The organism is Variovorax sp. 10N432 (assembly GCF_056394465.1).
In genome coordinates this window covers 430,008-452,103 of sequence record NZ_JBFTHX010000001.1, presented here as the reverse complement: position 1 = coordinate 452,103, position 22,096 = coordinate 430,008, and the positions used below count along the sequence as shown (strand labels likewise).

23 protein-coding genes and 1 other RNA gene are annotated in these 22,096 nt (G+C 67.9%); 12 read left to right on the top strand and 12 right to left on the bottom strand.

Going from position 1 to position 22,096, the window contains the following annotated elements; all coding sequences use genetic code 11:
• Positions 1 to 145: 145 nt before the first annotated feature.
• Positions 146 to 1,060, bottom strand: a complete 915-nt coding sequence (locus AC1DF3_RS02210; protein WP_478138706.1) for an IclR family transcriptional regulator — start codon at positions 1,058 to 1,060, stop codon at positions 146 to 148.
• Between the two features lie 62 nt (positions 1,061 to 1,122).
• On the opposite strand from AC1DF3_RS02210, the gene AC1DF3_RS02205 reads away from it, so the two are divergent.
• The 4 genes from AC1DF3_RS02205 to AC1DF3_RS02190 all read left to right on the top strand — a co-directional run bounded on the left by AC1DF3_RS02205 (position 1,123) and on the right by AC1DF3_RS02190 (position 4,972).
• Positions 1,123 to 2,412, top strand: a complete 1,290-nt coding sequence (locus AC1DF3_RS02205) for a 3-isopropylmalate dehydratase large subunit (RefSeq protein ID WP_478138705.1) — start codon at positions 1,123 to 1,125, stop codon at positions 2,410 to 2,412.
• The gene (locus AC1DF3_RS02200; RefSeq protein ID WP_286532081.1) at positions 2,409 to 2,945 is read left to right on the top strand and encodes a LeuD/DmdB family oxidoreductase small subunit; all 537 of its coding nucleotides are present in this window, start codon (positions 2,409 to 2,411) and stop codon (positions 2,943 to 2,945) included. Before AC1DF3_RS02205 ends, AC1DF3_RS02200 begins: the two co-directional genes overlap by 4 nt.
• Before the next feature lie 92 nt (positions 2,946 to 3,037).
• A complete protein-coding gene (locus AC1DF3_RS02195) occupies positions 3,038 to 3,919 on the top strand; it encodes an isocitrate lyase/PEP mutase family protein (RefSeq protein ID WP_301809844.1) in 882 nt (293 codons plus the stop codon).
• 60 nt (positions 3,920 to 3,979) lie between these two features.
• Positions 3,980 to 4,972, top strand: a complete 993-nt coding sequence (locus AC1DF3_RS02190) for a Bug family tripartite tricarboxylate transporter substrate binding protein (RefSeq protein WP_286532078.1) — start codon at positions 3,980 to 3,982, stop codon at positions 4,970 to 4,972.
• Positions 4,973 to 5,070: 98 nt separating this feature from the next.
• Here AC1DF3_RS02190 and ffs read toward each other — a convergent pair.
• Positions 5,071 to 5,167: signal recognition particle sRNA small type (ffs, locus tag AC1DF3_RS02185), an RNA gene on the bottom strand.
• Between the two features lie 37 nt (positions 5,168 to 5,204).
• A complete protein-coding gene (locus AC1DF3_RS02180; RefSeq protein WP_301809852.1) occupies positions 5,205 to 6,326 on the bottom strand; it encodes a M12 family metallopeptidase in 1,122 nt (373 codons plus the stop codon).
• Positions 6,327 to 6,436: 110 nt separating this feature from the next.
• Between AC1DF3_RS02180 and dnaX the strand changes: the two genes are divergently transcribed.
• The 6 genes from dnaX to AC1DF3_RS02150 all read left to right on the top strand — a co-directional run bounded on the left by dnaX (position 6,437) and on the right by AC1DF3_RS02150 (position 12,409).
• Positions 6,437 to 8,251, top strand: a complete 1,815-nt coding sequence (gene dnaX / locus AC1DF3_RS02175) for a DNA polymerase III subunit gamma/tau (protein ID WP_286532074.1) — start codon at positions 6,437 to 6,439, stop codon at positions 8,249 to 8,251.
• 96 nt (positions 8,252 to 8,347) lie between these two features.
• Entirely contained in the window at positions 8,348 to 8,680 is a 333-nt protein-coding gene (locus AC1DF3_RS02170; RefSeq protein ID WP_012747441.1) for a YbaB/EbfC family nucleoid-associated protein, read from the top strand.
• 17 nt (positions 8,681 to 8,697) lie between these two features.
• Complete coding sequence (gene recR / locus AC1DF3_RS02165) at positions 8,698 to 9,288, top strand: recombination mediator RecR (protein WP_286528760.1); 591 nt, start codon at positions 8,698 to 8,700, stop codon at positions 9,286 to 9,288.
• Between the two features lie 121 nt (positions 9,289 to 9,409).
• Positions 9,410 to 10,444: an ABC transporter substrate-binding protein gene (locus tag AC1DF3_RS02160; RefSeq protein WP_286532072.1), complete on the top strand. Its 1,035-nt coding sequence runs from the start codon at positions 9,410 to 9,412 to the stop codon at positions 10,442 to 10,444.
• A 50-nt stretch (positions 10,445 to 10,494) separates the two neighbouring features.
• Positions 10,495 to 11,310, top strand: coding sequence for an ABC transporter ATP-binding protein (locus AC1DF3_RS02155; RefSeq protein WP_286532070.1), 816 nt, complete (start codon positions 10,495 to 10,497; stop codon positions 11,308 to 11,310).
• Between the two features lie 265 nt (positions 11,311 to 11,575).
• Positions 11,576 to 12,409 carry an ABC transporter permease gene (locus tag AC1DF3_RS02150; RefSeq protein ID WP_301809901.1) on the top strand — a complete coding sequence of 278 codons (834 nt, stop codon included), beginning with the start codon at positions 11,576 to 11,578 and terminating at the stop codon, positions 12,407 to 12,409.
• Here AC1DF3_RS02150 and AC1DF3_RS02145 read toward each other — a convergent pair.
• Positions 12,406 to 13,983 carry a transglycosylase SLT domain-containing protein gene (locus AC1DF3_RS02145; RefSeq protein ID WP_286532067.1) on the bottom strand — a complete coding sequence of 526 codons (1,578 nt, stop codon included), beginning with the start codon at positions 13,981 to 13,983 and terminating at the stop codon, positions 12,406 to 12,408. The two genes, AC1DF3_RS02150 and AC1DF3_RS02145, sit on opposite strands and share 4 nt — an antisense overlap.
• A complete protein-coding gene (locus AC1DF3_RS02140) occupies positions 13,980 to 14,333 on the bottom strand; it encodes a hypothetical protein (protein ID WP_478138704.1) in 354 nt (117 codons plus the stop codon). Before AC1DF3_RS02140 ends, AC1DF3_RS02145 begins: the two co-directional genes overlap by 4 nt.
• On the opposite strand from AC1DF3_RS02140, the gene AC1DF3_RS02135 reads away from it, so the two are divergent.
• Positions 14,332 to 15,126 (top strand): class I SAM-dependent methyltransferase, encoded by a 795-nt coding sequence (locus AC1DF3_RS02135; protein ID WP_286532065.1) that lies wholly within the window; start codon positions 14,332 to 14,334, stop codon positions 15,124 to 15,126. The genes AC1DF3_RS02140 and AC1DF3_RS02135 overlap by 2 nt on opposite strands.
• Positions 15,123 to 15,572 (top strand): ribonuclease HI, encoded by a 450-nt coding sequence (gene rnhA / locus AC1DF3_RS02130; RefSeq protein ID WP_286509015.1) that lies wholly within the window; start codon positions 15,123 to 15,125, stop codon positions 15,570 to 15,572. Before AC1DF3_RS02135 ends, rnhA begins: the two co-directional genes overlap by 4 nt.
• Here rnhA and AC1DF3_RS02125 read toward each other — a convergent pair.
• Genes AC1DF3_RS02125 through AC1DF3_RS02095 form a run of 7 tightly spaced genes read right to left on the bottom strand, consistent with a single transcriptional unit; the run spans position 15,569 to position 22,067 of the window.
• The gene (locus AC1DF3_RS02125) at positions 15,569 to 16,060 is read right to left on the bottom strand and encodes a Crp/Fnr family transcriptional regulator (RefSeq protein ID WP_286532063.1); all 492 of its coding nucleotides are present in this window, start codon (positions 16,058 to 16,060) and stop codon (positions 15,569 to 15,571) included. The genes rnhA and AC1DF3_RS02125 overlap by 4 nt on opposite strands.
• Before the next feature lie 35 nt (positions 16,061 to 16,095).
• Positions 16,096 to 17,403 (bottom strand): molybdopterin molybdotransferase MoeA, encoded by a 1,308-nt coding sequence (moeA, locus tag AC1DF3_RS02120; RefSeq protein WP_478138703.1) that lies wholly within the window; start codon positions 17,401 to 17,403, stop codon positions 16,096 to 16,098.
• Between the two features lie 13 nt (positions 17,404 to 17,416).
• Entirely contained in the window at positions 17,417 to 18,067 is a 651-nt protein-coding gene (gene mobA / locus AC1DF3_RS02115) for a molybdenum cofactor guanylyltransferase MobA (protein WP_478138702.1), read from the bottom strand.
• Entirely contained in the window at positions 18,064 to 19,182 is a 1,119-nt protein-coding gene (moaA, locus tag AC1DF3_RS02110) for a GTP 3',8-cyclase MoaA (protein WP_286532058.1), read from the bottom strand. Before moaA ends, mobA begins: the two co-directional genes overlap by 4 nt.
• Positions 19,183 to 19,240: 58 nt before the next feature.
• The gene (locus AC1DF3_RS02105; RefSeq protein ID WP_286532056.1) at positions 19,241 to 20,002 is read right to left on the bottom strand and encodes an SDR family oxidoreductase; all 762 of its coding nucleotides are present in this window, start codon (positions 20,000 to 20,002) and stop codon (positions 19,241 to 19,243) included.
• 60 nt (positions 20,003 to 20,062) lie between these two features.
• Complete coding sequence (locus AC1DF3_RS02100) at positions 20,063 to 21,496, bottom strand: aldehyde dehydrogenase family protein (protein ID WP_286532054.1); 1,434 nt, start codon at positions 21,494 to 21,496, stop codon at positions 20,063 to 20,065.
• Between the two features lie 16 nt (positions 21,497 to 21,512).
• Positions 21,513 to 22,067, bottom strand: a complete 555-nt coding sequence (locus tag AC1DF3_RS02095) for a peroxiredoxin (protein WP_436411581.1) — start codon at positions 22,065 to 22,067, stop codon at positions 21,513 to 21,515.
• Positions 22,068 to 22,096: the final 29 nt, after the last annotated feature.

The following is a 22,096-nucleotide window of genomic DNA, read 5'->3' as shown; positions in this document are numbered from 1 at the left end:
GGCTTACCAGGAGGGCTCGACCTTTGGGCGTCAATCTCGCATGCTTATGGCTGTTCATCCGTCTCTCCTGAGTTGAGTAGCCGTGTCTTGGTAACCACAGCTTCCCAAATCTGGGACGGATGAACAACCTACTGAAACTTCACAGCTAGATGGCCTGCTTCCGCTGTCCGACCGCCGCCGACGGCACATCGGCACGCAGCAGTGCGCAGATCCCGCGAACCTGCTTCTGGATGATTTTCGCCACCTCGACCCGCCGCGCGGGGCCGAGCCGGCTCGATATGGCGGCCACGCTGATGGCGGCGATAGGGTTCTTTGGAGGAAAGGCGACCCCGACGGCTGCCGTGCCCGGCGTTGCGGCACTGTCCAGGAACGAATAGCCCCGGGCACGGCTTTCGATCAGTGCCGCACGCAGGAAGCCAGGGTCGAAGGCGGAGCCGAACTTCGCATATTGCGCGCCGCTGGCCTCGACGATGTGATCGGCTTCGGCTTCGGGCAGCGCGCTGAGGATGGCGAGCCCGCCCGCGCCGACTCCCATCGGCCGGCGGATCCCGACGTCGAGCGTCAGCGCCTTGATGGGGTAGTCGCCGAGCGCTCGGCTGGTGCAGATCGATTCGGCTCCGCGCCGCTCGCTCAGGTAGACCGTGTCCTGCGTCTGATCGGCGATCACCAGCAGCGCTTCGTTGCACAGTTCGCTCAGTTGATAGCGCGGCTGCGCCAGCAGTCCGAGCTCGTAGAGCAGCGGGCCCAGGTGGTATTTGCGCGTCAGAGGATCGCGATAGACCAGCCCTTCGAGTTCCAGACGCTGGAGCATGCGAAAGCAGGTGGACATCGGCAGACCGCTGACGTCGACCACGTCTGCGATGCGCATGCCACGACGTCCGCGCGTTGCGATCACGCGCAGCATGCCCACCACCCGCTCGATGCTCTGGGTGCCGCTTCGTGCCTGCTGCTCTGGAACTTCGGAAGTCGCGGGCACGCGCTTTTTACCTGGCTTGTCTTTAGTTTCCACCATGTGGCAGTAATTCGGGTTGCACCCGAACGGTATCAAAGGGAAGGTCAATATAGTCGAAAGCACTGACAAACGAAAACCTCCCACATAGTGGGAGTCAAACGGAATCACCAATGCCCCACACGATGACCGAGAAGATCCTGGCCCGCGCCTCCGGCAAGGAGAGCGTGATGCCGGGCGAAGAGATCACGGCGCGCCCGGACTTCGTCATCACCTACGACTTTCCCGGCTACACCGACGTCTTCTTCAAGGAGACGCGCGAGGATTTCGGCATCGAGAAGGTGTCCAGCCCGGAGCGATTCGTCCTCTTCATCGATCACATGGTCCCGGCTGCGGCGCCGAAGGAAGAAGAGCTGCACAAGATCACCCGCGCCTGGGGCAAGGAGCAGGGCGTTCCGGTCTACGAGCGCGAAGGCATCGGCCACCAGGTGGCGGCCGAACTGGGCTATGCCACGCCGGGCGGCTTCGTCGTGCACTTCGACGGCCATGTCAGCCAGCTGGGTGCCTTCGGCAGCTTCGCGTTCGGTGCCCGCAAGGGCGTGATCGAATCCTTCGTGACGGAGAACGTGACGATGACCGTGCCGGCGACGGTCAAGGTGGAGCTGGTCGGTACGCTTCAGCCCGGCGTGATGGCGCGCGACGTGTTCCATCAGATGGTGCGCGTGATGGGGCCGGATTCATGCTGCTTCAAGGCGGTCGAACTCTGCGGTCCCGTCATCGACCAGATGAGCATCGAAGGCCGACAGACCATCTGCGGCCAGGCGATGTTCCTCGGCGCGACCACCATGCTCATCGCACCCGATGCGAAGACCCTGGCTTACGTGGAGGGCCGCTCGAAGGTCGACCTGGCGCCGGTCTATCCCGACGCCGATGCCGTCTACGAGCGCGTCGTGACCATCGATGTGTCCACGCTCGAGCCCATCGTGGTGGTGCCGCCCAGCCCGGCCAACACGCGCGACCTCAAGGACTACGTCGGGGTGGAAGTTCATACCGGCTACCTCGGTTCATGCGCCAGCGGGCGGCTGGAAGACCTGCGCGTGGCGGCCCAGGTGCTGCGCGGCCGCCGCATCCAGCCCGGCTTCCAGCTGCATGTGGTGCCCACGTCGAAGGCCATCATGGCGGCAGCGGCACGCGAAGGCCTGATCGAATGCCTGGTCGAAGCCGGCGCCTTCATCAGCTCGCCCAGCTGCGACTACTGCTTCGGTCGGATCGCCACCATGAGCGCCGGCCAGCGCGCCGTGTCCACCGGCACGCTGAACACGCCGGGCCGCATGGGAAGCGTCGATTCCGAGATCTACATCTGCAACGCGGCCGTGGTGGCGGCATCTGCGCTGGAGGGCCGCATCGCCGATCCGCGCCCGTACCTGGCCGAAGCGGCCAATGTCGCCGGAGCCGCCGCATGAGCCTCGTCAACCTGCGCGGGCGCGTGGCCTGGATCTTCGACGAAGACGATTTCGACATCGACCTGATCGTCGGCGTGCGCAACATCAAGATCACCGACGTATCGGAACTCGCCGCCCTGGCAATGGCCGACTACCTGCCCGACTTCGCCAGCACCGTGCAGCAGGGGGACGTGCTCATCGGCGGGCGCAACTTCGGCTACGGCCATCCGCACTATCCGGCCATGCGTGCGATGCGGCACCTGGGAATTTCCTGCGTGATCGCGGAGTCGTTCTCGCCGGGATTCTTCCGCGGAGAAATGAGCATGGGCTTTCCGCTGGTCACCTGTCCCGGCATCCGCGCCGCGGTCGCGCGAGGCGATGCGCTGGAAGTGAACTGGGACACCAGCGAAGTGAGCATCACCCGCACCGGCCAGACCTTGCCGCTTCAGCCGTTCTCGGCATCCGAGCGCGGCATGCTCGATGCGGGCGGCCTGATCCCCTATCTCAAGGCGCGCATCGCGAAAGCCGAGAACCGCGAGGCGCATGCGCCCTGACGCCATTGGCGCCCGCGCGCCATGCGGACTTTTCTCAATCAACCGTGCCGCGGACCGCCTCGGACAAGCGCACGATCTTCTGGAGTAGTGAAATGACCCCAAGCCGCCAGGCGCTTCGCCAACGCATCACCCACGGGCCCACCTTCTGGTTCGGCGGCGCACAGGACGCCCTGTCGGCCCTGCTCGTCGACCAGTCGGACTTCGATGGCGTCTTCAGCACGGGCTTCGGCATTTCAGCCTCGCTGCTCGGGCAGCCCGACATGGAGCTGTATACGCTGAGCGAGAACGTGGCGACCGTCAACCGGATGGTCAATGCGGTTCGCAAGCCGGTCTTTGCCGATGCCGATACCGGCTACGGCAACGTGCTGAACGTCGGGCGTACCGTGCGCGAGTTCGAGAAGGCCGGCGTGGCCGCGCTCTCGCTGGAAGACCAGGTCAGCCCCAAGCGCTGCCCGGCTGCGGCTACGCAATCGATCGTGGTGTCGATGGAGGCGGCGGTGGCGCGCATCAAGGCCGCCGTGGACGCGCGCCAGGACTCCGACTTGCTCATCGTCGCGCGCACCGATGCGATGGATGCGGGCGAGGCCCTCGAGCGTGCAGCCCGGTATGCCGAAGCCGGCGCCGATCTGATCCAGCCCATCTCGCGCACTTTCAGCAGCTACGAGCAACTGGTCCAGCTGCGCGAGGTGTGCGGCCGCCGCCTGTCGCTGCAGCTCATGGCGGGCACCTGGATGACGTCGCTGAGCCGGGCCCAGATCGAGCAAGTCGCGGCCTTCGCGACCTACCCCATTGCCAGTCTGCTGAGCATCGTGCAGGCGGTGCGCGGCAACCTGCAGGAACTGGCGCGGCGACGCTCCGGCGATTTCGACGGTCTGCCCTTCGAACAGACGACGATGGCGGCCTTCAAGGACATCATCGGCTGGCATGCCCTCGAGGAGCGGCAGGCCCACTACGAAGTCGGCGGCAGCCACTGAACGCGCGACTTCTTCCACCCAACCTTTCCTTTCCTCCCAGCAAAACGATCAGGAGCAAACGTGCGTACTTTCAAGCTGATGGGCCACCTCGTGGTGGCCGGCACTCTGGCGCTGGCTTTTGGCGCAGCGATGGCGCAAGGCAGCGCCTATCCGACGAAGCCGATCCGGATCATCGTGCCGTACCCGGCGGGTGGCGCGACCGACGTGGCGGCGCGCATGCTTGTCCCTCGACTCCAGGAGGAACTCGGCCAGCCCATCGTGGTCGAGAACCGCCCCGGCGCCGGCGGCAACATCGCGATGAACGCCGTGGCGCAAAGCAGCCCCGATGGCCACACCCTGGCGATGACGCTGACGGGGATGCTGTCGATCAACCCGGTGATCTACAAGAAGGCCGGGTTTGCTGCTTCCGACTTCGTGCCGGTCGCCCAGGTTTCGCTGGCGCCGCTGCTGCTGGTCGTGCCGGAAAACTCTCCCTACAAGAACGTGCAGGAACTGCTGGCGGCGGGCAAGAAGGCCGGCAAGGACGGGCTGGCCTACGGTTCGGCTGGTGCGGGCGGCCTGTCGCACCTGGCTTCCGAATCGATCAATGCGCACGCGAACGGCAACTTCGTGCACGTGCCCTACAAGGGCGGCGCGCCGCTGGTGCAGGCGCTGATGGCCAACGAGGTGGCGTGGGGCCTGCTCGGTACGGGCGATGCGCGCAGCTTCGTGCAATCGGGCAAGCTGCGCGCCATCGGCGTGCTGCGCAACGGCCGCTCAGAGCTGTGGCCGGGCATCCCCACACTGACCGAGCAGGGCGTGCCAGGGGGCGTGGACTTCGACGTCTGGTTCGGCGTGGTGGCGCCGGCCAGGACGCCGGCGCCGGTGGTGAAGCTCCTGAACGAAAAGATCGCGCAGATCGTCGCCGAACCGGGCTTTCGCAAGCGGCTGAACGAACTCGGCGGCGTGGCGCCGGTCAGTGGCAACAGCACCGCGGATTTCGCGGAGGTGCTCAAGCGCGAGTTGGCGGTTCTCCCCAAGGCAGCGCAGGCGGCCGGCCTGCAGCTCGACTGACCGAGAGGCCTGCGGCTTCAGCATCGCGGATCGACAGGGAGGATTTGCAAGTCCTTGTCAGCGCGTGAGTTGTTGAAAAACTCACGGCTTTTTTATAGGTTGACGAGCCTTACCCCCGGCACTGGCTACGCAGTTAGGGCTGCTTGGTTCCCCACCTGACCCGGTTGGCCACTTCACCATGCGGGGAGGCCCGTCAACCGAGGATTGTAAGCGACCGCGAAAGCCTCGGCCTTCACCAGACCATCAACGAGGTTTCGAGCGCCGCGTCGGCGTAGTAGAGGCGCACGCCCACCTGGTACTTGCGGCCCTTCAGCAGCCGCATCGTCACCTTGGCATTGAGGTCGGTGCCGCTGTCGTCCGCGCCGGCGATCTGCACGTTGCCGGTCGGCGTGACCTCGAACAGCACCAGCACGGTGTCCGAGGTGCCGAAGGTGCCGATGTTGTAGGTACGGGTGCGGGTCGGCGAGAACTCGAAGGTGCGGGTCTCCCCGGCCTTGAGCTTCAGCAGTTGCGACAGCCCGATCTTCAGCGGCGTCGCCGCCGGCGTCCGGACGCCCGGGTACGACTCCACCACCCAGGCCTTGTCCGCGAAAGAGAGCCCGCCCTTGGGCTGCAGGCCGGCCTGGTATTTCTCCGGCGCGATGATCAACCCGGCATCGAACTGGTACTCCATGACCGAGTCCGGGTCCCAGGTCGTGCCCTTGATCTCCGACACCGGGATCTTGCGCAGGATGTTCCACTCGATCTGCGACTCGTCCCAGTTGTTCGGCGGCCCCTTGAAATAGCTCAGCACGGCGTCGCGGTTCCAGGAGATGCCGGCGTTCGGGTTCTGGTGCTCGTGCTCGAGGCCGAGCGTATGGCCGATCTCGTGCAGCGCCGTGTCATGCCCGTAGGCGGTGGTCAGCGACCAGCCGAAGTTCATCGTGCGTTCCTGCGGCGACCGGGTGTTGAGCACATCGCGCCCGACATAGGACCAGGAACCGTCCTGCGGATCGAAGCCGATCCGCACCATCGCATCCTCGGGCGCCTCCACGCGCCGGAATCCGATGCTGAGCCCGAGCTTGGCCCAGGTTTCGAAGGAACTGTCGACGACCGCGATATCGGCGCCGCTGCCCTGCCAGGCGGCGGGCACGCTGTCGCCGCGCTTGAAGCAGTAGTAGGTGATCTGGGTGCCGCCGACCCACTTCTTGCCTGCGGCCAGGATGGCACGCACGCGGCCGGCAGCGACGCCGGCGTCGAACTGGCGCACCGGCTGCACCGGCTGCGCACAATAGCGCCGCGCCTCGACGGCGCCGCGCGCGCTGGATTTCTTGGCGGCAGCCGGGCGGGCCGCCTTGCGGGTCGCAGTGGGCATGTCGATCTCCTCGTGTTTTTCCATGCTAGGCGCGGCGAGCGCGAAAGCCATCCGCAAGATGGCCTAGGCCGCTGCGCGAGGTGGTCGCCGCGTCGCCCTAAAATGCGGCGATGGCCTACCTCGTGCTCGCTCGCAAACACCGTCCCCGAACCTTCAGCGAGATGGTCGGCCAGGAGCACGTCGTCCAGGCGCTCGAGAACGCGCTGACCTCGCAGCGGCTGCATCACGCCTACCTCTTCACCGGCACGCGCGGCGTCGGCAAGACCACCGTCTCCCGCATCCTGGCCAAGTCGCTCAATTGCCAGGGGCCCGACGGGCAGGGTGGCATCACGGCCACGCCGTGCGGCCTATGCCAGGCGTGCAAGGACATCGACGCCGGCCGCTTCGTCGACTACACCGAGCTCGATGCCGCCTCCAACCGGGGCGTCGACGAGGTCCAGGCGCTGCTGGAGCAGGCGGTCTACAAGCCGGTGCAGGGCCGTTTCAAGGTCTTCATGATCGACGAAGTCCACATGCTCACCGGCCACGCGTTCAACGCGATGCTGAAGACGCTCGAGGAGCCGCCCGAATATCTCAAGTTCGTGCTGGCCACGACCGACCCGCAGAAGGTGCCGGTCACGGTGCTGTCGCGCTGCCTGCAGTTCAACCTGCGGCCGATGGCGCCCGAGACCGTGCTCGAACACCTCACGCAGGTGCTGCAGTCTGAAGCCGTGCCGGCCGAACCCCTGGCGCTGCGCCTGATTTCGCGCGCCGCCCGCGGCTCGATGCGCGATGCGCTGTCGCTGACCGACCAGGCCATTGCCTTCGGCAACGGCGAACTGCTGGAGACGGGCGTACGCCAGATGCTCGGCAGCGTCGATCGCGGGCACGTGTTCCGGCTGATCGAGGCGCTGTCGCAGGGCGATGGAAAGACGGTGGTCGAGACCTCCGAAGGGCTGCGCCGCGACGGTCTCTCCGCCGCTTCCACGCTGGAGGAAATGACCACCGTGCTGCAGGCGATGGCGGTGCTGCAGGCGGTGCCTTCGCGGGCCGAGTCGCGCGATGGCGCCGACCCAGACGCGGCGGAGACGGCCCGCCTCGCGGCCCTGCTGCCGGCCGACGAAACCCAGCTGCTCTACAGCCTCTGCCTGCACGGCCGCGGCGAGCTCGGCCTGGCGCCCGACGAGTACGCGGCGCTCACGATGGTGCTGCTGCGCCTGCTGGCCTTCAAGCCCACCGCTTCGGCCGGCGCGGAAAAAAAAACTCTGAATGACGCCGTGCCTGCGGCTGCGCAGGCACCCACGGCCGCGCCGCTGTCTCCTCCCCCGGTGGCTGCGCCAGTGCCGGTCGAGCCGGTGCGGCCCCCAGCGGTGGCGGCTCCCGCGGCGCCGGGCCATCGGCTGCCGGTGGTCGAGGCCCCGGCGCTGAGCGCTGCCGCGCCGCCCAGGGCGGCCGCCACGCCCGAACCGGCCGCCAGGCTGATGGCGATGCCGGTGCGCGTGCAGCCGCCGGCCGGCGCCCGCGAGGCGCCGTCGGCGGTAGCCTCGACGCCGATCCCGCCGAGCGAGGAGGGCGATTTCTGGCATGCCACCGTGACGCGGATGGTGGTGGCCGAGGCGATCACTGCGCTGACGCGCGAGCTCGCCCTGCAATCGCAGCTGGTGGCGCGCGATGTCGACCAGTGGCTGCTGCGGGTCGAGCGCGAGTCGCTCAACCAGACCAGCAGCCGCGAGAAGCTGCAGGCGGCGCTCGCGGCCCTCGGCCACTCGGTGACAATCGCCATCGAGATCGGCGGCGTGGTCGACAGCCCGGCCCGCCGCAACCGGCAGGCCGCCGAAGAACGCCAGCGCATCGCCGAGGAAGCGATCCACAACGACCCCGAGGTGCAGTCGATGATGCGCGACTGGGACGCGAGAATCGTTCCGGGGACGCTGCGGCCCTCCTGAGACCTTGCGGGACAGACCAAAAACTGCGAAGCGGTTTTTGCTCTGTCCTCAACTGACTAGACTCTTTTTTCAACGATCGACAAACAGGATCCCCCCATGTTCAACAAAGGACAACTGGCCGGCCTCATGAAGCAGGCGCAGGCGATGCAGGACAACCTCAAGAAGGCCCAGGAAGAACTGGCCACCATCGAGGTCGAAGGCGAATCGGGTGCCGGTCTCGTGAAAGTCGTCATGACCTGCAAGCACGACGTCAAGCGCATCACGATCGACCCCAGCCTGCTGGCCGACGACAAGGACATGCTCGAAGACCTGGTGGCCGCAGCCTTCAATGCCGCCGTGCGAAAGGCCGAGGAAACCAGCGAGCAGAAGATGGGCAAGCTGACCGCCGGCATGCCCGGCCTGCCGCCCGGCATGAAGCTGCCGTTCTGAGCCTCCATCGGTCCTCGATGGCGGATTCCAGTTCGCTCGATGCGCTGGTCGAGGCGCTGCGCCGGTTGCCCGGCGTCGGGGCCAAGTCGGCCTCGCGCATGGCCTTCCACCTGCTGCAGCACGACCGCGAAGGCACGCTGATGCTCGCGCGCGCCCTGCAGCAGGCGGCCAGCAACGTGCGCCATTGCGAGCGCTGCAACACCTTCACGGAAGGCCAGGTCTGCAGCGTCTGCCAGGATGCCCGGCGCGACGGCACCAAGCTGTGCGTGGTCGAGACCCCGGCCGACCAGGCCGCGCTCGAGCGCACCGGCGTGTTTCGCGGCTACTACTTCGTGCTGATGGGCAAGCTGAGCCCGCTCGACGGCGTGGGGCCGAACGACATCGGACTCGCGAAGCTGTTCGCGCGCGCGCTCGACGGCACGGTGAGCGAGGTGATCCTCGCCACCAACTTCACCGCCGAGGGCGAAGCCACGGCCCATGTGATCGGCGATGCGCTCAAGCAGCGCGGACTTTCGGTGACCCGGCTGGCGCGCGGCGTGCCGGCCGGCAGCGAGCTCGAATACGTCGATCTCGGCACCATCGCCCATGCGCTGGTCGACCGTCGCTGAGGGCCGGACAACGGCCTTTCAGTTTACGTAAAAACCCGCACGGGATGTTCCCGATGCAGGGGCAGGGGGCCGCCCCTAAGCTCGATTCGAATCACACGAAAAGAGCCCGCGGGCGCCACTCATGCTCAATCGCCGTACCTTTACCGTTGCCGCAGCGCTGGGCGCCGCTGCGATCGGGGCGCCGCTGGTCCATGGCCAGCCCAAGCTCGAAAAATCCAAGGTGTCCATCGCGGTCGGTGGCAAGGCGGCGTTCTACTACCTGCCGCTCACCATCTCCGAGCAGCTCGGCTACTTCAAGGCCGAAGGACTCGACGTCGAGATCTCGGACTTCGCCGGCGGCGCACGCGCGTTGCAGGCGGTGGTCGGCGGCTCGGCCGATGTCTGCTCGGGCGCCTTCGAGCACACCATCAACCTGCAGGCCAAGAACCAGTTCTTCCAGGCCTTCGTGCTGCAGGGGCGCGCGCCGCAGATCGCGATCGGCGTGTCGACCAAGAACATGCCCGGCTACACCGGCATCGCCGACCTCAAGGGCCGCAAGATCGGGGTTTCGGCGCCGGGCTCGTCGACCAACATGGTGGCCAACCTGGTGCTGTCGCGCGGCGGGCTCAAGGCCAGCGACGTGAGCTACATCGGCGTCGGCGTGGCCGCCGGCGCGCTGACGGCGCTGCGTTCGGGCCAGATCGATGCGATCAGCAATACCGATCCGGTCATGACCATGCTCGAGCAGAAGGGCGACGTGAAGATCATCAGCGACACCCGCACGCTGAAGGGCACTCAGGAGGTGTTCGGCGGCCTGATGCCGGCCGCCTGCCTCTATGCCTCGTCGGAATTCATCCAGAAGAATCCGAACACCTGCCAGGCGCTCGCCAATGCCATCGTGCATGGCCTCAAGTGGCTGCAGACCGCCGGCCCGGGTGACATCATCAAGACCGTGCCAGAGACCTACCTGCTGGGCGACCGGGCCCTGTACCTTGCATCGTTCGACAAGGTGCGCGAGGCCATCGCCGTCGATGGACTGGTGCCGGCCGACGGCCCCAAGACCGCGCTCACCGCGATCGCGAGCTTCGATCCGACAGTCAAGGCCGAAAAGATCGACCTGGCGAAGCTCTACACCAACGAATTTGCGCGGCGCGCCAAGGACAAGTTCAAAGCTTGACCCCGGTGTCGCTGCAACCCGGCCCAGGCCGGGTTTTTTCTTCCAAGCCCATGGCCGCCCACGCGCTCGAACTGATAGACATCCGCTGCACCTTCCGCGCGAAAGACGACCACAGCCAGCGCTACACCGCGGTGGCTGACACCACGCTGCGGATCGCCGACGGCGAGTTCGTCTCGGTGGTCGGACCGACCGGCTGCGGCAAGTCGACCTTGCTGAATGTCGGCGCCGGCCTGCTCGAACCCTCGTCGGGTTCGGTGCGGGTGTTCGGCCAGCCGCTGTCCGGCATCAACACGCGTGCCGGCTACATGTTCCAGAGCGAAGCCCTGATGCCCTGGCGCAGCGCGCTGGACAACGTGAAGGTGGGCCTGCAGTACCGCGGCGTGCCCGATGCCCAGGCCAGGGAGCAGGCCGAGGCCTGGCTCGCGCGGGTCGGCCTCGCTGGCTTCGGCGACCGTTATCCGCATCAACTTTCCGGCGGCATGCGCAAGCGCACCGCGCTGGCACAAGTACTGGCGCTCGATCCGGACATCATCCTGATGGACGAGCCCTTCAGCGCGCTCGACATCCAGACCCGGCAATTGATGGAGAACGAAGTGCTGGATCTCTGGGCTGCGAAGAAGAAGGCGGTGCTTTTCATCACCCACGATCTCGATGAAGCGATCGCGATGAGCGACCGCGTGGTGGTGCTCTCCGCCGGCCCCGCGACCCACCCGATCGGCGAGTTCGAGATCGACCTGCCGCGGCCGCGGGACGTCGCCGAGGTCCGGGTGCATCCGCGCTTCGTCGAACTTCACACGCAGATCTGGAACGTGCTGCGCGACGAGGTGCTCAAGGGCTATGCGCAGCAGTTGAAGGCAGTGGCATGAGCTCGCCCCCAGGTTGGCTCACTTCGTGTAGCCGCCCGCCCCCTACCGGGGGCAACACCAGCGGGCTGGCAAAGCCAGTTCCGCGGTGTTTCACGAAGGGGCCTGGCTGCGCCGGCCAACTCAACCCGGTCGGCATCTGTTTTTCGGCTGCGCGCAGCGCGCCCATTCGTGGGCAGTCGCGGAACCGGCTTTGCCGGGCCGCTGACTGCGCCCCCGGCAGGGGGTGGGCGCCCGGACACGAAGTGCCGGGCAACCTGGGGGCGAGATGAAGCTCCGACCCAGGGAGAGCAATGCGCGCCTCTGGCAGCTGGCGGTGCTGGTCGCGCTGCTGGCGGGCTGGCACCTGGCGTCGCGCAACCAGCAGTTCGCCTTCTTCGTCGGCGAACCGATCCAGGTGGCCGGCCGGATCTGGAGCTGGTTCATGCCGTTCGCGATTCCACCCAATCCGCTGTTCCCCGATGGGCTCGCGGGCAACGCCGACATCTACCTGCACCTGGGCACCACCTTGCTCGAGACCGTACTGGCCTTCGTGATCGGCACCGTGCTGGGCCTGGCCTGCGGCCTCTGGCTGGCCCTGGCGCCGACCGCGAGCCTGGTCTTCGATCCCTACATCAAGGCGGCGAACTCGATGCCGCGCGTGATCCTGGCGCCGATCTTCGCGCTGTGGTTCGGCCTCGGCATCTGGAGCAAGGTGGCGCTGGCGGTCACGCTGGTGTTCTTCATCGTCTTCTTCAACGTCTACCAGGGCGTGCGCGAAGTCAGCCCGGTGGTGCTGGCGAATGCGCGCATGCTCGGCGCCAGCCAGCGGCAGCTGCTGCGCACGGTCTACCTGCCGAGCGCGACCAGCTGGGTGTTCTCCAGCCTGCACACCTCGGTCGGGCTGGCCTTCGTGGGTGCGGTGGTGGGCGAGTACCTGGGCTCGGCGCGCGGCGTGGGCTACCTCATCCTGCAGGCCGAGGGCACCTTCGACGTCAACACGGTGTTTGCGGGCATCGTGGTGCTGACCGGTTTTGCGCTGCTGCTCGATGCGATCGTCGGCGTGCTCGAGAAGCGCCTCATGAAATGGCAGCCTCGCAGTGGCGAGACCGAAAAGCTTTAGCGTTTCTTCTTCGACGGCGTGCCGCCGCGCTTCTCGCGCACGACTTCCTTGCTGCTGCTCGACGTCTTGGTCAGCTTGGCGGTCGAGCTTTTGGCGCTCGTGCCGCCACGCGGCGCCACGGCGCTGCTCTTGAGCACCGGCGCGCGGCCGAAGCCCGAGCCCACGCCGGCGGTCTTCGCGGCCCGCACCGGCAGGAACACCACCACTTCATAGCCGCGCTGGAAGGTGTGGTTGGCCTTGACGTCGTTCCATTCGGCCACGCTGGCCGGGCTCAGCCGGTAGCGCCGCGCGATGCTGGCGACGCTGTCCTGGCGCCCGGCCTTGATCACCGTGCGGCGGGTGACGATCTCGGGCTGGAAGCTCAGCTGCCCGGTGTCGGCGACCACCGCCGCGACGTCTTCCTGGACTCGCGCGCTGCGCGGAACGATCAAGGTCGAGCCCGACTTGATCAGCATGCGCGGCGGCACGTTGTTGATGGCCCGCAGGTCGGCTTCGCTCATGCCCGAGCGCTGTGCGGCGTCGGCCACGGTCATGGTCGAGGGCACGGTCCAGGCGGTCCAGCTGGCGTACTGGCCCTGGCTGTAGGCCTCGAAGTTGCGCTGGAACACGGCGGCGTTGTCCCACGGCAGAAGGATCTCGGGCGTGCCGGCCGCCAGCAGCACCGGTTTGTGGGCCGACGGATTGAGGGCCCGGAAGTCCTCGATCTGCACGTCCGCCAGCTTGGCCGCCAGCGAGACGTCGAGATCGCGCTTGAGCGTGACGGTCTGGAAGTAGGGGTGGTTGGCGATCAGCGGCAGGTCGACATTGAAGCGGGCCGGATTGGCGACGATGTTCTTCACGGCCTGCAGCTTCGGCACGTAGAGCCGGGTCTCGGCGGGCATCGACAGGTCGCTGTAGGTGGCCGGCAGGCCGGCGCGCTGGTTCTTGGCGATCGCCTTGGCCACGTTGCCTTCGCCCCAGTTGTAGGCCGCCAGCGCGAGCTGCCAGTCACCGAACATGCCGTAGAGCCGCTGCAGATAGTCGAGCGCCGCGCGGGTCGAGGCGACCACATCGCGGCGGTCGTCGCGGAAGATGTTCTGCTTCAGGTCGTAGTCGGTGCCGGTGGCCGGCATGAACTGCCACATGCCGGCGGCGCGCGCGCTCGACACGGCCTGCGGATTGAAGGCGCTCTCGATGTAGGGCAGCAGCGCGATCTCGGTCGGCATGTCGCGACGTTCGAGTTCCTCGACGATGTGGAAGATGTAGCGGTTGGAGCGCTCGGTCATGCGCTGGATGTAGTCGGGCCGGGTGGCATACCACTGCTCGCGATCGCGCACCAGGTCGCCGTCGAGGTCGGGCATCTTGAAGCCGCGGCGAATGCGGTCCCACATGTCGACCGGCGGGGCGAGCGTGACGACGGGGCGCGACTTGGTGTCGCCGGAKGTGATCGGCGTGAGGCTGCCGCGCGGGTAGACCGGCGAGGCACCGCCCGAGGCGGCACCGGACGACGACCCATCCATCGACGGACCGGTGCCTGTGGCGCAGCCCGCCAGGAACAGGGAGCCCGCGAGGCAGGCAGCTAGCAGAAATTTCATCGAAAATCGTTCTTCCATTGGTGCGGGGCAGCGAGCAAGGGCCGTGGCCGCTCGCAGCGCGCACGCAATGCGGCGCAAGGCGCCGTGGAGTGAGTGGGATCCGGCTTGCGGGGTTCCATGCTTTGCACGAATCTCAGGTTAGCAAGTGTGTATCCATGGTGCGTCGAGACACCGTCGACGCCGTCGGCGCGAGGGCGCGTGACTAGAATCGCGGCCAGTTGCAGTTGCTCGCGCCCGGGTGCATCGAACACGGGTGTTGCATCCCCTGGGTCGACCTCGATCGCGTTGCGCCCCTGCTGCAGCATCCAGATGTAGTTGTCGGCACGGGCGGGCAGCGGAACGAGGGTCATGAGCGGTCAAATTATAGGTTTGCACGATTGGTTCGAGACCCCCCCGGGCCGCTACCTGCTGGCTTGGGAGCAGGCCCAGTTCGACCAGGCGGTGGCCGACATCTTCGGTTATCACGCGCTGCAGCTGGGCCTCAGCGAGGTCCAGGGGCTGCGTGCCAATCGAATGCCGCACCGCTGGCTGGCGCTGTCCGATCCGGCGCAGGCCGGCGCGCCCGCGCTCTGGACCGACTTTTCGGCCCTCCCTTTTCCGGCCAACAGCCTCGACCTCGTGGTGCTGCCGCACACGCTCGAGCTCAGCCCGGACCCCCACGCGACCCTGCGCGAGGTCGAGCGGGTGCTGGTGCCCGAAGGGCGGGTCGTCATCTGCGGCCTGAATCCGGCCAGCCTCTGGGGCATGCGGCAGCGGCGCGCCCACCTCTACCGCGGACTCGGGTTCGGCGAGCTGTTCCTGCCCGAGGCCGGTGACTTCATCGGTTACCGGCGCATGCGCGACTGGCTGCGGCTGCTGAGCTTCGAGGTCGAGTCCGGGCGATTCGGCGTCTACCGGCCCGCGGTCCGCAGCGAAGCCTGGCTGGAGCGCTGCCGCTGGTTCGATGCCGCCGGCGAGCGCTGGTGGCCGATCTTCGGTGCGGTCTATTTCCTGGTGGCCGTCAAGCGGGTGCGGGGGCTGCGGCTCTTGAGCGCCGACTGGCGCCGCGCCGCATCGCGCGCCAGCGCGCCRGTGCCGATCGCCGGCAAGATGCACCGGGGGCGCGACAATGGCGGCCAGCTAGAAGAAGGAAGCGGTTCTTGAACGAAGTACAGATCTACACCGACGGTGCCTGCAAGGGCAACCCCGGTCCCGGCGGCTGGGGCGCATGGCTCAAGTCGGGCGCCACCGAAAAAGAACTTTTCGGCGGCGAACTCAACACCACCAACAACCGCATGGAACTGCAGGCCGTGATCGAAGGCCTGGGCGCGCTCAAGCGCCCGTGCAAGGTCGTCCTCTACCTGGACAGCCAGTACGTGCGCATGGGCATCACCGAGTGGATTCGCGGCTGGAAGGCCAAGGGCTGGCGGACCTCGACCAAGCAGCCGGTGAAGAACGTCGAGCTCTGGCAGCAGCTCGACAAGCTGGTGGCCGAGGGCGGCCACCAGATCGAATGGCGCTGGGTCAAGGGCCATTCGGGCGATCCGGGCAACGAGCGCGCGGATGCGCTCGCCAACAAGGGCGTCGAGCGCGCGCTCGGCCGGATCTAACGCCGCAGCAGCCGTTCCGGCGTCTCGGGCACGTCGCCCATGCTGGCCCTGAAGAGCAGGTCGTCCGTGATCCGCAAGCGGCGGCTCATCTCGCGGGCGATGTTCATCTGGATCAGCGCGAACTGCTCGACGTCGCGCTCGAACACCCGGTACAGGTTCGCGGAAGTGAGTTCGATCGCGCGGCAGTCGACGTCGGCCCGGACCGAGGCGCTGCGCGGGAAAAGGTCGAGCAGCGCCATCTCGCCGAAACAATCGCCCTGCGCCAGGCGCCGGATGAGCAATTCGTGCTGCTGCCAGCTCTTGGAGATCGTCACGCTGCCGCTCTCGAGCACGAACATGCCGTGGCCGGGCTCGCCCTCGCGGAAGAAATAGCCGCCGGACGGCATCTCGACCACCGGTGCGGCCGCCAGCAGGAACTCCAGGGTGTCCGCGGCAATGGCGCCGAAGATCGGCATCTGCTGCATCAGTTCGATCCTGCTCGCTGCCATGCGCGACTCCGGTGAGGCCAGGGCGGGGACAGACCTTACACCACGCCGTCGAAGATCATGACGTCGACCGTGTCGCCCGGCGCCACGCCGGCCTGGTCATGGTGCAGCACCACCAGGCCGTTGGCCTCGACCATCGAACTCAGCACGCCCGAGCCCTGGTTGCCGGCGATGCGCACCTGCGGCAAGGCACCCGCCACCTGTTCGACCCGGCCCCGCTGGTACTCGGTGCGTCCGGGCTTCTTGCGGATCGCGTCGACGCTGGTGGCGCGCAGTAGCGGCGGCGGCGCGGCGCAGGCGGAGTTGCAGCCCATCATCCTGAGCAGCGCCGGGCGCACGAAGGCGAGAAAAGTGACCATCACGGCGACCGGGTTGCCCGGCAGCCCGAACAGCACGGCCGGCCCGCGGGGCGCGCCCGGGGCGGGGATCAGGCCGACCGCCATCGGCCGGCCGGGCCGCATGGCGACGCGCCAGAACGCCATGTCGCCGAGCCGCTGCATGACGGCGCGCGTGTGGTCGGCCTCGCCGACGCTGACGCCCCCGCTGGTGATGATGGCGTCGGCCTGCGCGGCGGCGCGGCGCAGCGCCGATTCGAGCGCCGCCGGGTCGTCGCGCACCAGGCCGAGGTCGATCACCTCGCAGCCCAGCCGCGTCAGCAGGCCGAACACCGTGTAGCGGTTGCTGTCGTAGACCGCGCCTTCGCGCGGAAGCTCGCCAAGACTCAGGATCTCGTCGCCGGTGGAGAAGTAGGCGACGCGCAGGCGCCGCAGCACCGGCACCATCGGCAGCCCGAGGCTGGCCACCATGCCGAGCGCGGCCGGGGTGACGATCTGGCCGCGCCGCAGCGCCGGCTGGCCCTGCATCAGGTCTTCGCCGGCGAAGCGGCGGTTGTCGCCGCGTCGCAGCGCCTGGGCCGGGAAGCTCACCCGGTCACCCTCGACCGTGCAGAACTCCTGCGGGACCACGGTGTCGAGGCCGGCCGGCATCACGGCACCGGTCATGATCTTGACGGCGTCGCCGGTGCCGGTCGCGCCGCGCCAGGCGGCGCCGGCCAGTGCGGTGCCGACCACCCGCAGGCTCAGCGCGGTGTCGCCGGCCGCTTCGAGCTGCGCGCCATCGAAGGCGAAGCCGTCCATGGCCGAGTTGTCGTGCGGCGGCACGCTGACCGGCGAGACGATGTCCTCGGCCAGCACCCGTCCGAGCGCATCCCGCAGGGCCAGGCGCTCGACCTCGGTGACGATGGCAGGCTCGGCCAGCTGCGCCAGGAAGGCCTGCACGGCATCGACACCCAGCGCCTTGGGGTCGTAGCCCGCCAGCGCGGCGGCGATTTCGGCGATTCGGCTCATGACGGGACGGGCCTCACGAACGCTGGCGCTCGAGCGTGTGCAACTCGGCCAGCGTGTTGGCATTGAAGAAGGCGTCGGCGGCATCGCCCGGGCGATCGAAGGGCACCAGCACGGTGTGGTGCTGCGCGGTCCATTTGTCGATCTTGCGGCCGCCGTCCTGGGTGAAGCGCACCAGGCTGTCGAGCAGCGTGGCGCGCAGCAGGCAGAACACCGGCTGCGGGAACAGCGCCGCCGAGGCGCCCGGCGGACCCGCGGTCTCGGGCGCGGAGACCATCGCGATGTCCGCTTCGTGGGACGCCAGGGCCGCCGCCAGCCGGCTGGCGAGGTCGAGCGGGAACAGCGGGGTGTCGCACGGCACGGTGAGCAGGTAGGGCGTCTCGCAGCGCTCCAGCCCGGTCAGGAAGCCGGCCAGCGGACCGGCATAGTCGGCCAGCCCGTCGGGCCAGACCGGCACGCCGAAGGATTCGTAGGCGGCCAGGTTGCGATTGGCGTTGACCAGCACCTGGCCGACCTGCGGACCCAGCCGCAGCACCGCATGCAGCGCCAGCGGCGTACCGTTGAAGTTCTGCAGGCCCTTGTCGACGCCGCCCATGCGCGAGCCGCGCCCGCCGGCGAGAACGAGGCCGGTGATTTCGCTGGCGACGATGGGGGCCGGCGCGCTCATCCGCCGATGTAGCTCATCTCGACCCGGCGCGCCGCGCCGGCATCGGTGTCGGGGACCCGCGACGCGCGCAGCTCGGAGTAGCGATCGCTGCGGCCCTGCCAGATGTGGCCGAGCGCGGAGGCGATCTGCGCGTCGTCGGCATCGCCGCGCAAGAGCGGCCGCAGGTCGTGCCCCTGGCTCGCGAACAGGCAGAGGTAGAGCTTGCCCTCGGTCGACAGGCGGGCCCGGCTGCAGTCGTGGCAGAAGGCCTGCGTCACGCTGCTGATGACGCCGATCTCGCCGCCGCCGTCGGCGTAGGCCCAGCGCTGTGCGGTCTCTCCGGGGGCGCTGGCTTCCAGCGGCACGAGCGGGAATTCGGCGCCGATGCGGCGCACCACCTCGGCCGATGGCAGCACCTCGTCCATGCGCCAGCCGTTGGTGGCGCCGACGTCCATGTATTCGATGAAGCGCAGCACCACGCCGCTGCCGCGGAAGTGGCGCGCCATCGGCAGGATCTCCTGCTCGTTGGTGCCGCGCTTGACCACCATGTTGACCTTGATCGGGCCCAGGCCGGCCGCCTTCGCAGCCTCGATGCCGGCCAGCACTTCGGCGACCGGGAAGTCGACGTCGTTCATGCGCCGGAACACCGTGTCGTCGAGGCCGTCGAGGCTGACGGTCACCCGATTCAGGCCGGCGGCCTTCAAGGCCCCGGCCTTGCGCGCCAGCAAGGATCCGTTGGTGGTCAGCGTGAGGTCCAGCGGCTGGCCCTGCGGCGTGCGCAGCGCGGCGAGCTGCTCGACCAGCACCTCGAGGTTCTTGCGCAGCAGCGGCTCGCCACCGGTGAGCCGGATCTTGCGCACGCCGTGGCTGGCGAACAGGCGCGCCAGACGGGTGATCTCCTCGAAGCTCAGCAGCGCGCTGTGGGGCAGGTACTGGTAGTCCTTGTCGAACACTTCTTTCGGCATGCAGTAGCTGCAGCGGAAGTTGCAGCGGTCGGTGACGCTGATGCGCAGGTCGGTCAGCGGCCGGGCCAGCCGGTCGAGCAGCACGCCGGTGGCCGGCACGGCGTGCGCGGCCGGCGCGGCGCGGGGCGCGCGACCGATCTCGGCGATCTTGACGACATGCTGCGAACTCATGGGAGGGCCAATTTACCGCATCGCCCGGCCTGATACCGCTGCAAGGCCTTGGCGCCGATCAGACGCAGCGGGCGCCGTCGACTTCGATGCAGACCCCGCTGATGAACGAGGCCTCGTCGCTGGCCAGGTAGAGCGCCGCGTTGGCGACGTCGAGCGCGGTCGAGAAGCGGCCCAGCGGGATGGTGGCGCGGAACTTGGCCTTGCGCTCTTCGGTGACCGGACCACCGGCGAACTCGGCCGCCAGGCCGGTGTCCGGGTTGAACACCGGGTTGATGCAATTGACCCGGATGTTGTCGGGACCGAGTTCGGCCGCCAGCGACTTGCTGGTCGTGATCACGGCGCCCTTGGAGCCGTTGTACCAGGTGAGGCCCGGGCGGGGGCGCACGCCCGCGGTCGAGGCGATGTTGATGAACGATCCGCCGCCGTTGGCCCGGAAGGCCGGCACCGCATGGATGGTCGACAGGTAGATGCTCTTGACGTTGACCGAATAGCAGCGGTCGAACTCGTCCTCGCTGACTTCCAGTGCGGGCCGGTTGCGGTGGGTCCACCCGGCGTTGTTGACCATCGCGTCGAGCTTGCCATGGCGCTGCACGGCGGCATCGACCAAGGCTTTCATCTGGTCGGACTTGGTGACGTCGGCGGCGAAGAACGAAGCCCGGCCGCCGTCGCGCAGGATGGCCTCGACCACCTGTTCGCCGAGCGCCTGGTTGATGTCGTTGACGATGACCTGCGCGCCCTCGGCCGCCAGCCGCTTCGCGATGCCCTCGCCGATGCCGCCGCCGGCACCGGTCACGATGATGGATTTGTCCTTGACGCGCACAGGTGTCTCCTCGAATTGAAGTGCAGCCGGCCAGTGTATCGGCCGGCCGGTCCCTCGCGTTCAGCCGTGCTTGACGGCGACGGTCTTGAGGGTGGTGAAGCCGTAGAGCGCCTCGAAGCCCTTTTCGCGCCCGTAGCCCGAGGACTTGACGCCGCCGAAGGGCAGTTCGACACCGCCGCCGGCGCCGTAGTTGTTGATGAACACCTGGCCGCTCTTCACGCGCTTGGCCATCCGGAACTGCCGTCCGCCATCGTTCGTCCAGATGCCCGCGACCAGCCCGAACTGCGTGGCATTGGCCAGCGCCACGGCCTCGTCCTCGTCGCGGAATGGCATCGCGGCCAGCACCGGGCCGAACACCTCCTCCTGTGCCAGGCGGTGGTCCACCGGCACGTCGCGCAGCAGGGTGGGGGCCTGGTAGAAGCCGGCCTGGGGCGCCTCGTCGACCACCACGCCCTGCGCCACCATCGGAATGCCGGCCACATGGGCGTCCGAGAGAAAGTCCCAGACCCGCTGCTGCTGCGTCTGGCGGATCAGCGGGCCGACGTCGAGGTCCATCGCCGCCGGGCCGACCCGAAGCGCCTCGAAGGCGTGGCCGAGGCGCTGCAGCAGCGGCTCGTAGATGGCCTGGTCTATCAGGACCCGCGAGCCGGCCGAGCAGGTCTGGCCGGCGTTCTGCACGATCGCGTTGATCAGCACCGGGATCGCCGCGCCCAGGTCGGCATCGGCGAACACGATCTGCGGGCTCTTGCCGCCGAGCTCGAGCGTCACCGGGCAATGCCGTTCGGCGGCTACCTGCTGGATCAGCGTGCCCACCTTGGGGCTGCCGGTGAAGCTGATGTGGTCGATGCCCGGGTGCCGCGCCAGGGCGTCGCCGACCTCGTGGCCCAGGCCGGTGACGATGTTCAGCGCACCCGGCGGAAAGCCGGCCTCGGCCGCCAGCTTGGCGACCCGGATCAGCGACAGGCAGGCGTCCTCGGACGGCTTCACCACGCAGACATTGCCCGCGGCCAGGGCGCCGCCGACGCTGCGCCCGAAAATCTGCATCGGGTAGTTCCACGGGATGATGTGGCCGGTGACCCCGTGCGGCTCGCGCCAGGTGAAGACGCTGTAGCCGTCCTGGTAGGGAATCGTCTCGCCGTGCAGCTTGTCGCAGGCGCCGGCATAGAACTCGAAGTAGCGCACCAGCGCGAGCGCGTCGGCGCGCGCCTGCTTGACCGGCTTGCCGCAGTCGCGCTGCTCGATCAGCGCCAGCTCGTCGACATGCTCGGCGATCTTCTGCGACAGCTTGTAGAGCAGCCGGCCGCGCTCGGCCGCGCTGACCTTGTGCCAACCGGTTTCGAAGCAATGGCGCGCAGCCTGCACCGCGGCGTCGATGTCGGCGGCATTGCTGCGCTGCAGTTCGTCGAAGGGCTGGCCGTCCGAGGGGTCGATCACCGGCAGCGTGCGGCCGGAAGAGGAAGCAACGTTTTCGTTGCCGATGTAGTTGAGTTGCATGGGGCAAATCTTAAGGTCAGCGCGAAGGCGTCGCCTTCGGCAGGGCCCGAAGCGCGTTGAGCATGCGCTCGACGTGCTTGTCCGGATTCAGGTTCTGATAGTAGTAGGCCACCTTGCCGCTGGGCGCGATCACGTAGGACAGGCGATTGGCGAAATCCGGGCGGGTCTGCATCAGGGCGTCGAAGCCCTCGATCACGGTCTTGGCCTCGTCGGACGCGACTGGAAAGCGGCTCTGGCAGGACTTGACCGAGAACTTCGCCAGCGTGTCGATGTCGTCGGCCGACACCCCGATCACCGTGGCGCCGAGCGCCGCGAACTGGTCGATGGCCTCGGCGAAGGCGTGGGCCTCGATCGAGCAGTCGGCCGAATCCGCCGCCGGAAAGAAGTACAGCACCACCGGCCCCTTGGCCAGCGCATCGGCGAGCGAATAGCGAAAGGTCTTGCCGCCGAGCGCCGCGTTGGCCGTGAATTTCGGCACCGGGTCACCGATGTCGAGCGCGGCGACGGCCGGCAGGGCCAGCATGGCGGCGGCCGCCATGAAAATTGCGCGCGCGCTGATCGAGAACGTCATGATGTAACCCCGGGTGGAAGCGTTTCGAA

Excerpts from the sequence above, each read along its gene's own strand:
- AC1DF3_RS02200 (WP_286532081.1), top strand. The coding sequence starts at position 2,409 with ATGAGCCTCGTCAACCTGCGCGGGCGCGTGGCCTGGATCTTCGACGAA.
- AC1DF3_RS02180 (WP_301809852.1), bottom strand. The coding sequence starts at position 6,326 with ATGCCCACTGCGACCCGCAAGGCGGCCCGCCCGGCTGCCGCCAAGAAA.
- AC1DF3_RS02095 (WP_436411581.1), bottom strand. The coding sequence starts at position 22,067 with ATGACGTTCTCGATCAGCGCGCGCGCAATTTTCATGGCGGCCGCCGCC.
- recR (WP_286528760.1), top strand. The coding sequence starts at position 8,698 with ATGGCGGATTCCAGTTCGCTCGATGCGCTGGTCGAGGCGCTGCGCCGG.
- AC1DF3_RS02205 (WP_478138705.1), top strand. The coding sequence starts at position 1,123 with ATGCCCCACACGATGACCGAGAAGATCCTGGCCCGCGCCTCCGGCAAG.
- AC1DF3_RS02150 (WP_301809901.1), top strand. The coding sequence starts at position 11,576 with ATGAAGCTCCGACCCAGGGAGAGCAATGCGCGCCTCTGGCAGCTGGCG.
- AC1DF3_RS02100 (WP_286532054.1), bottom strand. The coding sequence starts at position 21,496 with ATGCAACTCAACTACATCGGCAACGAAAACGTTGCTTCCTCTTCCGGC.
- AC1DF3_RS02160 (WP_286532072.1), top strand. The coding sequence starts at position 9,410 with ATGCTCAATCGCCGTACCTTTACCGTTGCCGCAGCGCTGGGCGCCGCT.
- dnaX (WP_286532074.1), top strand. The coding sequence starts at position 6,437 with ATGGCCTACCTCGTGCTCGCTCGCAAACACCGTCCCCGAACCTTCAGC.
- mobA (WP_478138702.1), bottom strand. The coding sequence starts at position 18,067 with ATGAGCGCGCCGGCCCCCATCGTCGCCAGCGAAATCACCGGCCTCGTT.
- AC1DF3_RS02155 (WP_286532070.1), top strand. The coding sequence starts at position 10,495 with ATGGCCGCCCACGCGCTCGAACTGATAGACATCCGCTGCACCTTCCGC.
- moaA (WP_286532058.1), bottom strand. The coding sequence starts at position 19,182 with ATGAGTTCGCAGCATGTCGTCAAGATCGCCGAGATCGGTCGCGCGCCC.
- AC1DF3_RS02195 (WP_301809844.1), top strand. The coding sequence starts at position 3,038 with ATGACCCCAAGCCGCCAGGCGCTTCGCCAACGCATCACCCACGGGCCC.
- AC1DF3_RS02125 (WP_286532063.1), bottom strand. The coding sequence starts at position 16,060 with ATGGCAGCGAGCAGGATCGAACTGATGCAGCAGATGCCGATCTTCGGC.
- AC1DF3_RS02140 (WP_478138704.1), bottom strand. The coding sequence starts at position 14,333 with ATGACCCTCGTTCCGCTGCCCGCCCGTGCCGACAACTACATCTGGATG.
- moeA (WP_478138703.1), bottom strand. The coding sequence starts at position 17,403 with ATGAGCCGAATCGCCGAAATCGCCGCCGCGCTGGCGGGCTACGACCCC.
- AC1DF3_RS02170 (WP_012747441.1), top strand. The coding sequence starts at position 8,348 with ATGTTCAACAAAGGACAACTGGCCGGCCTCATGAAGCAGGCGCAGGCG.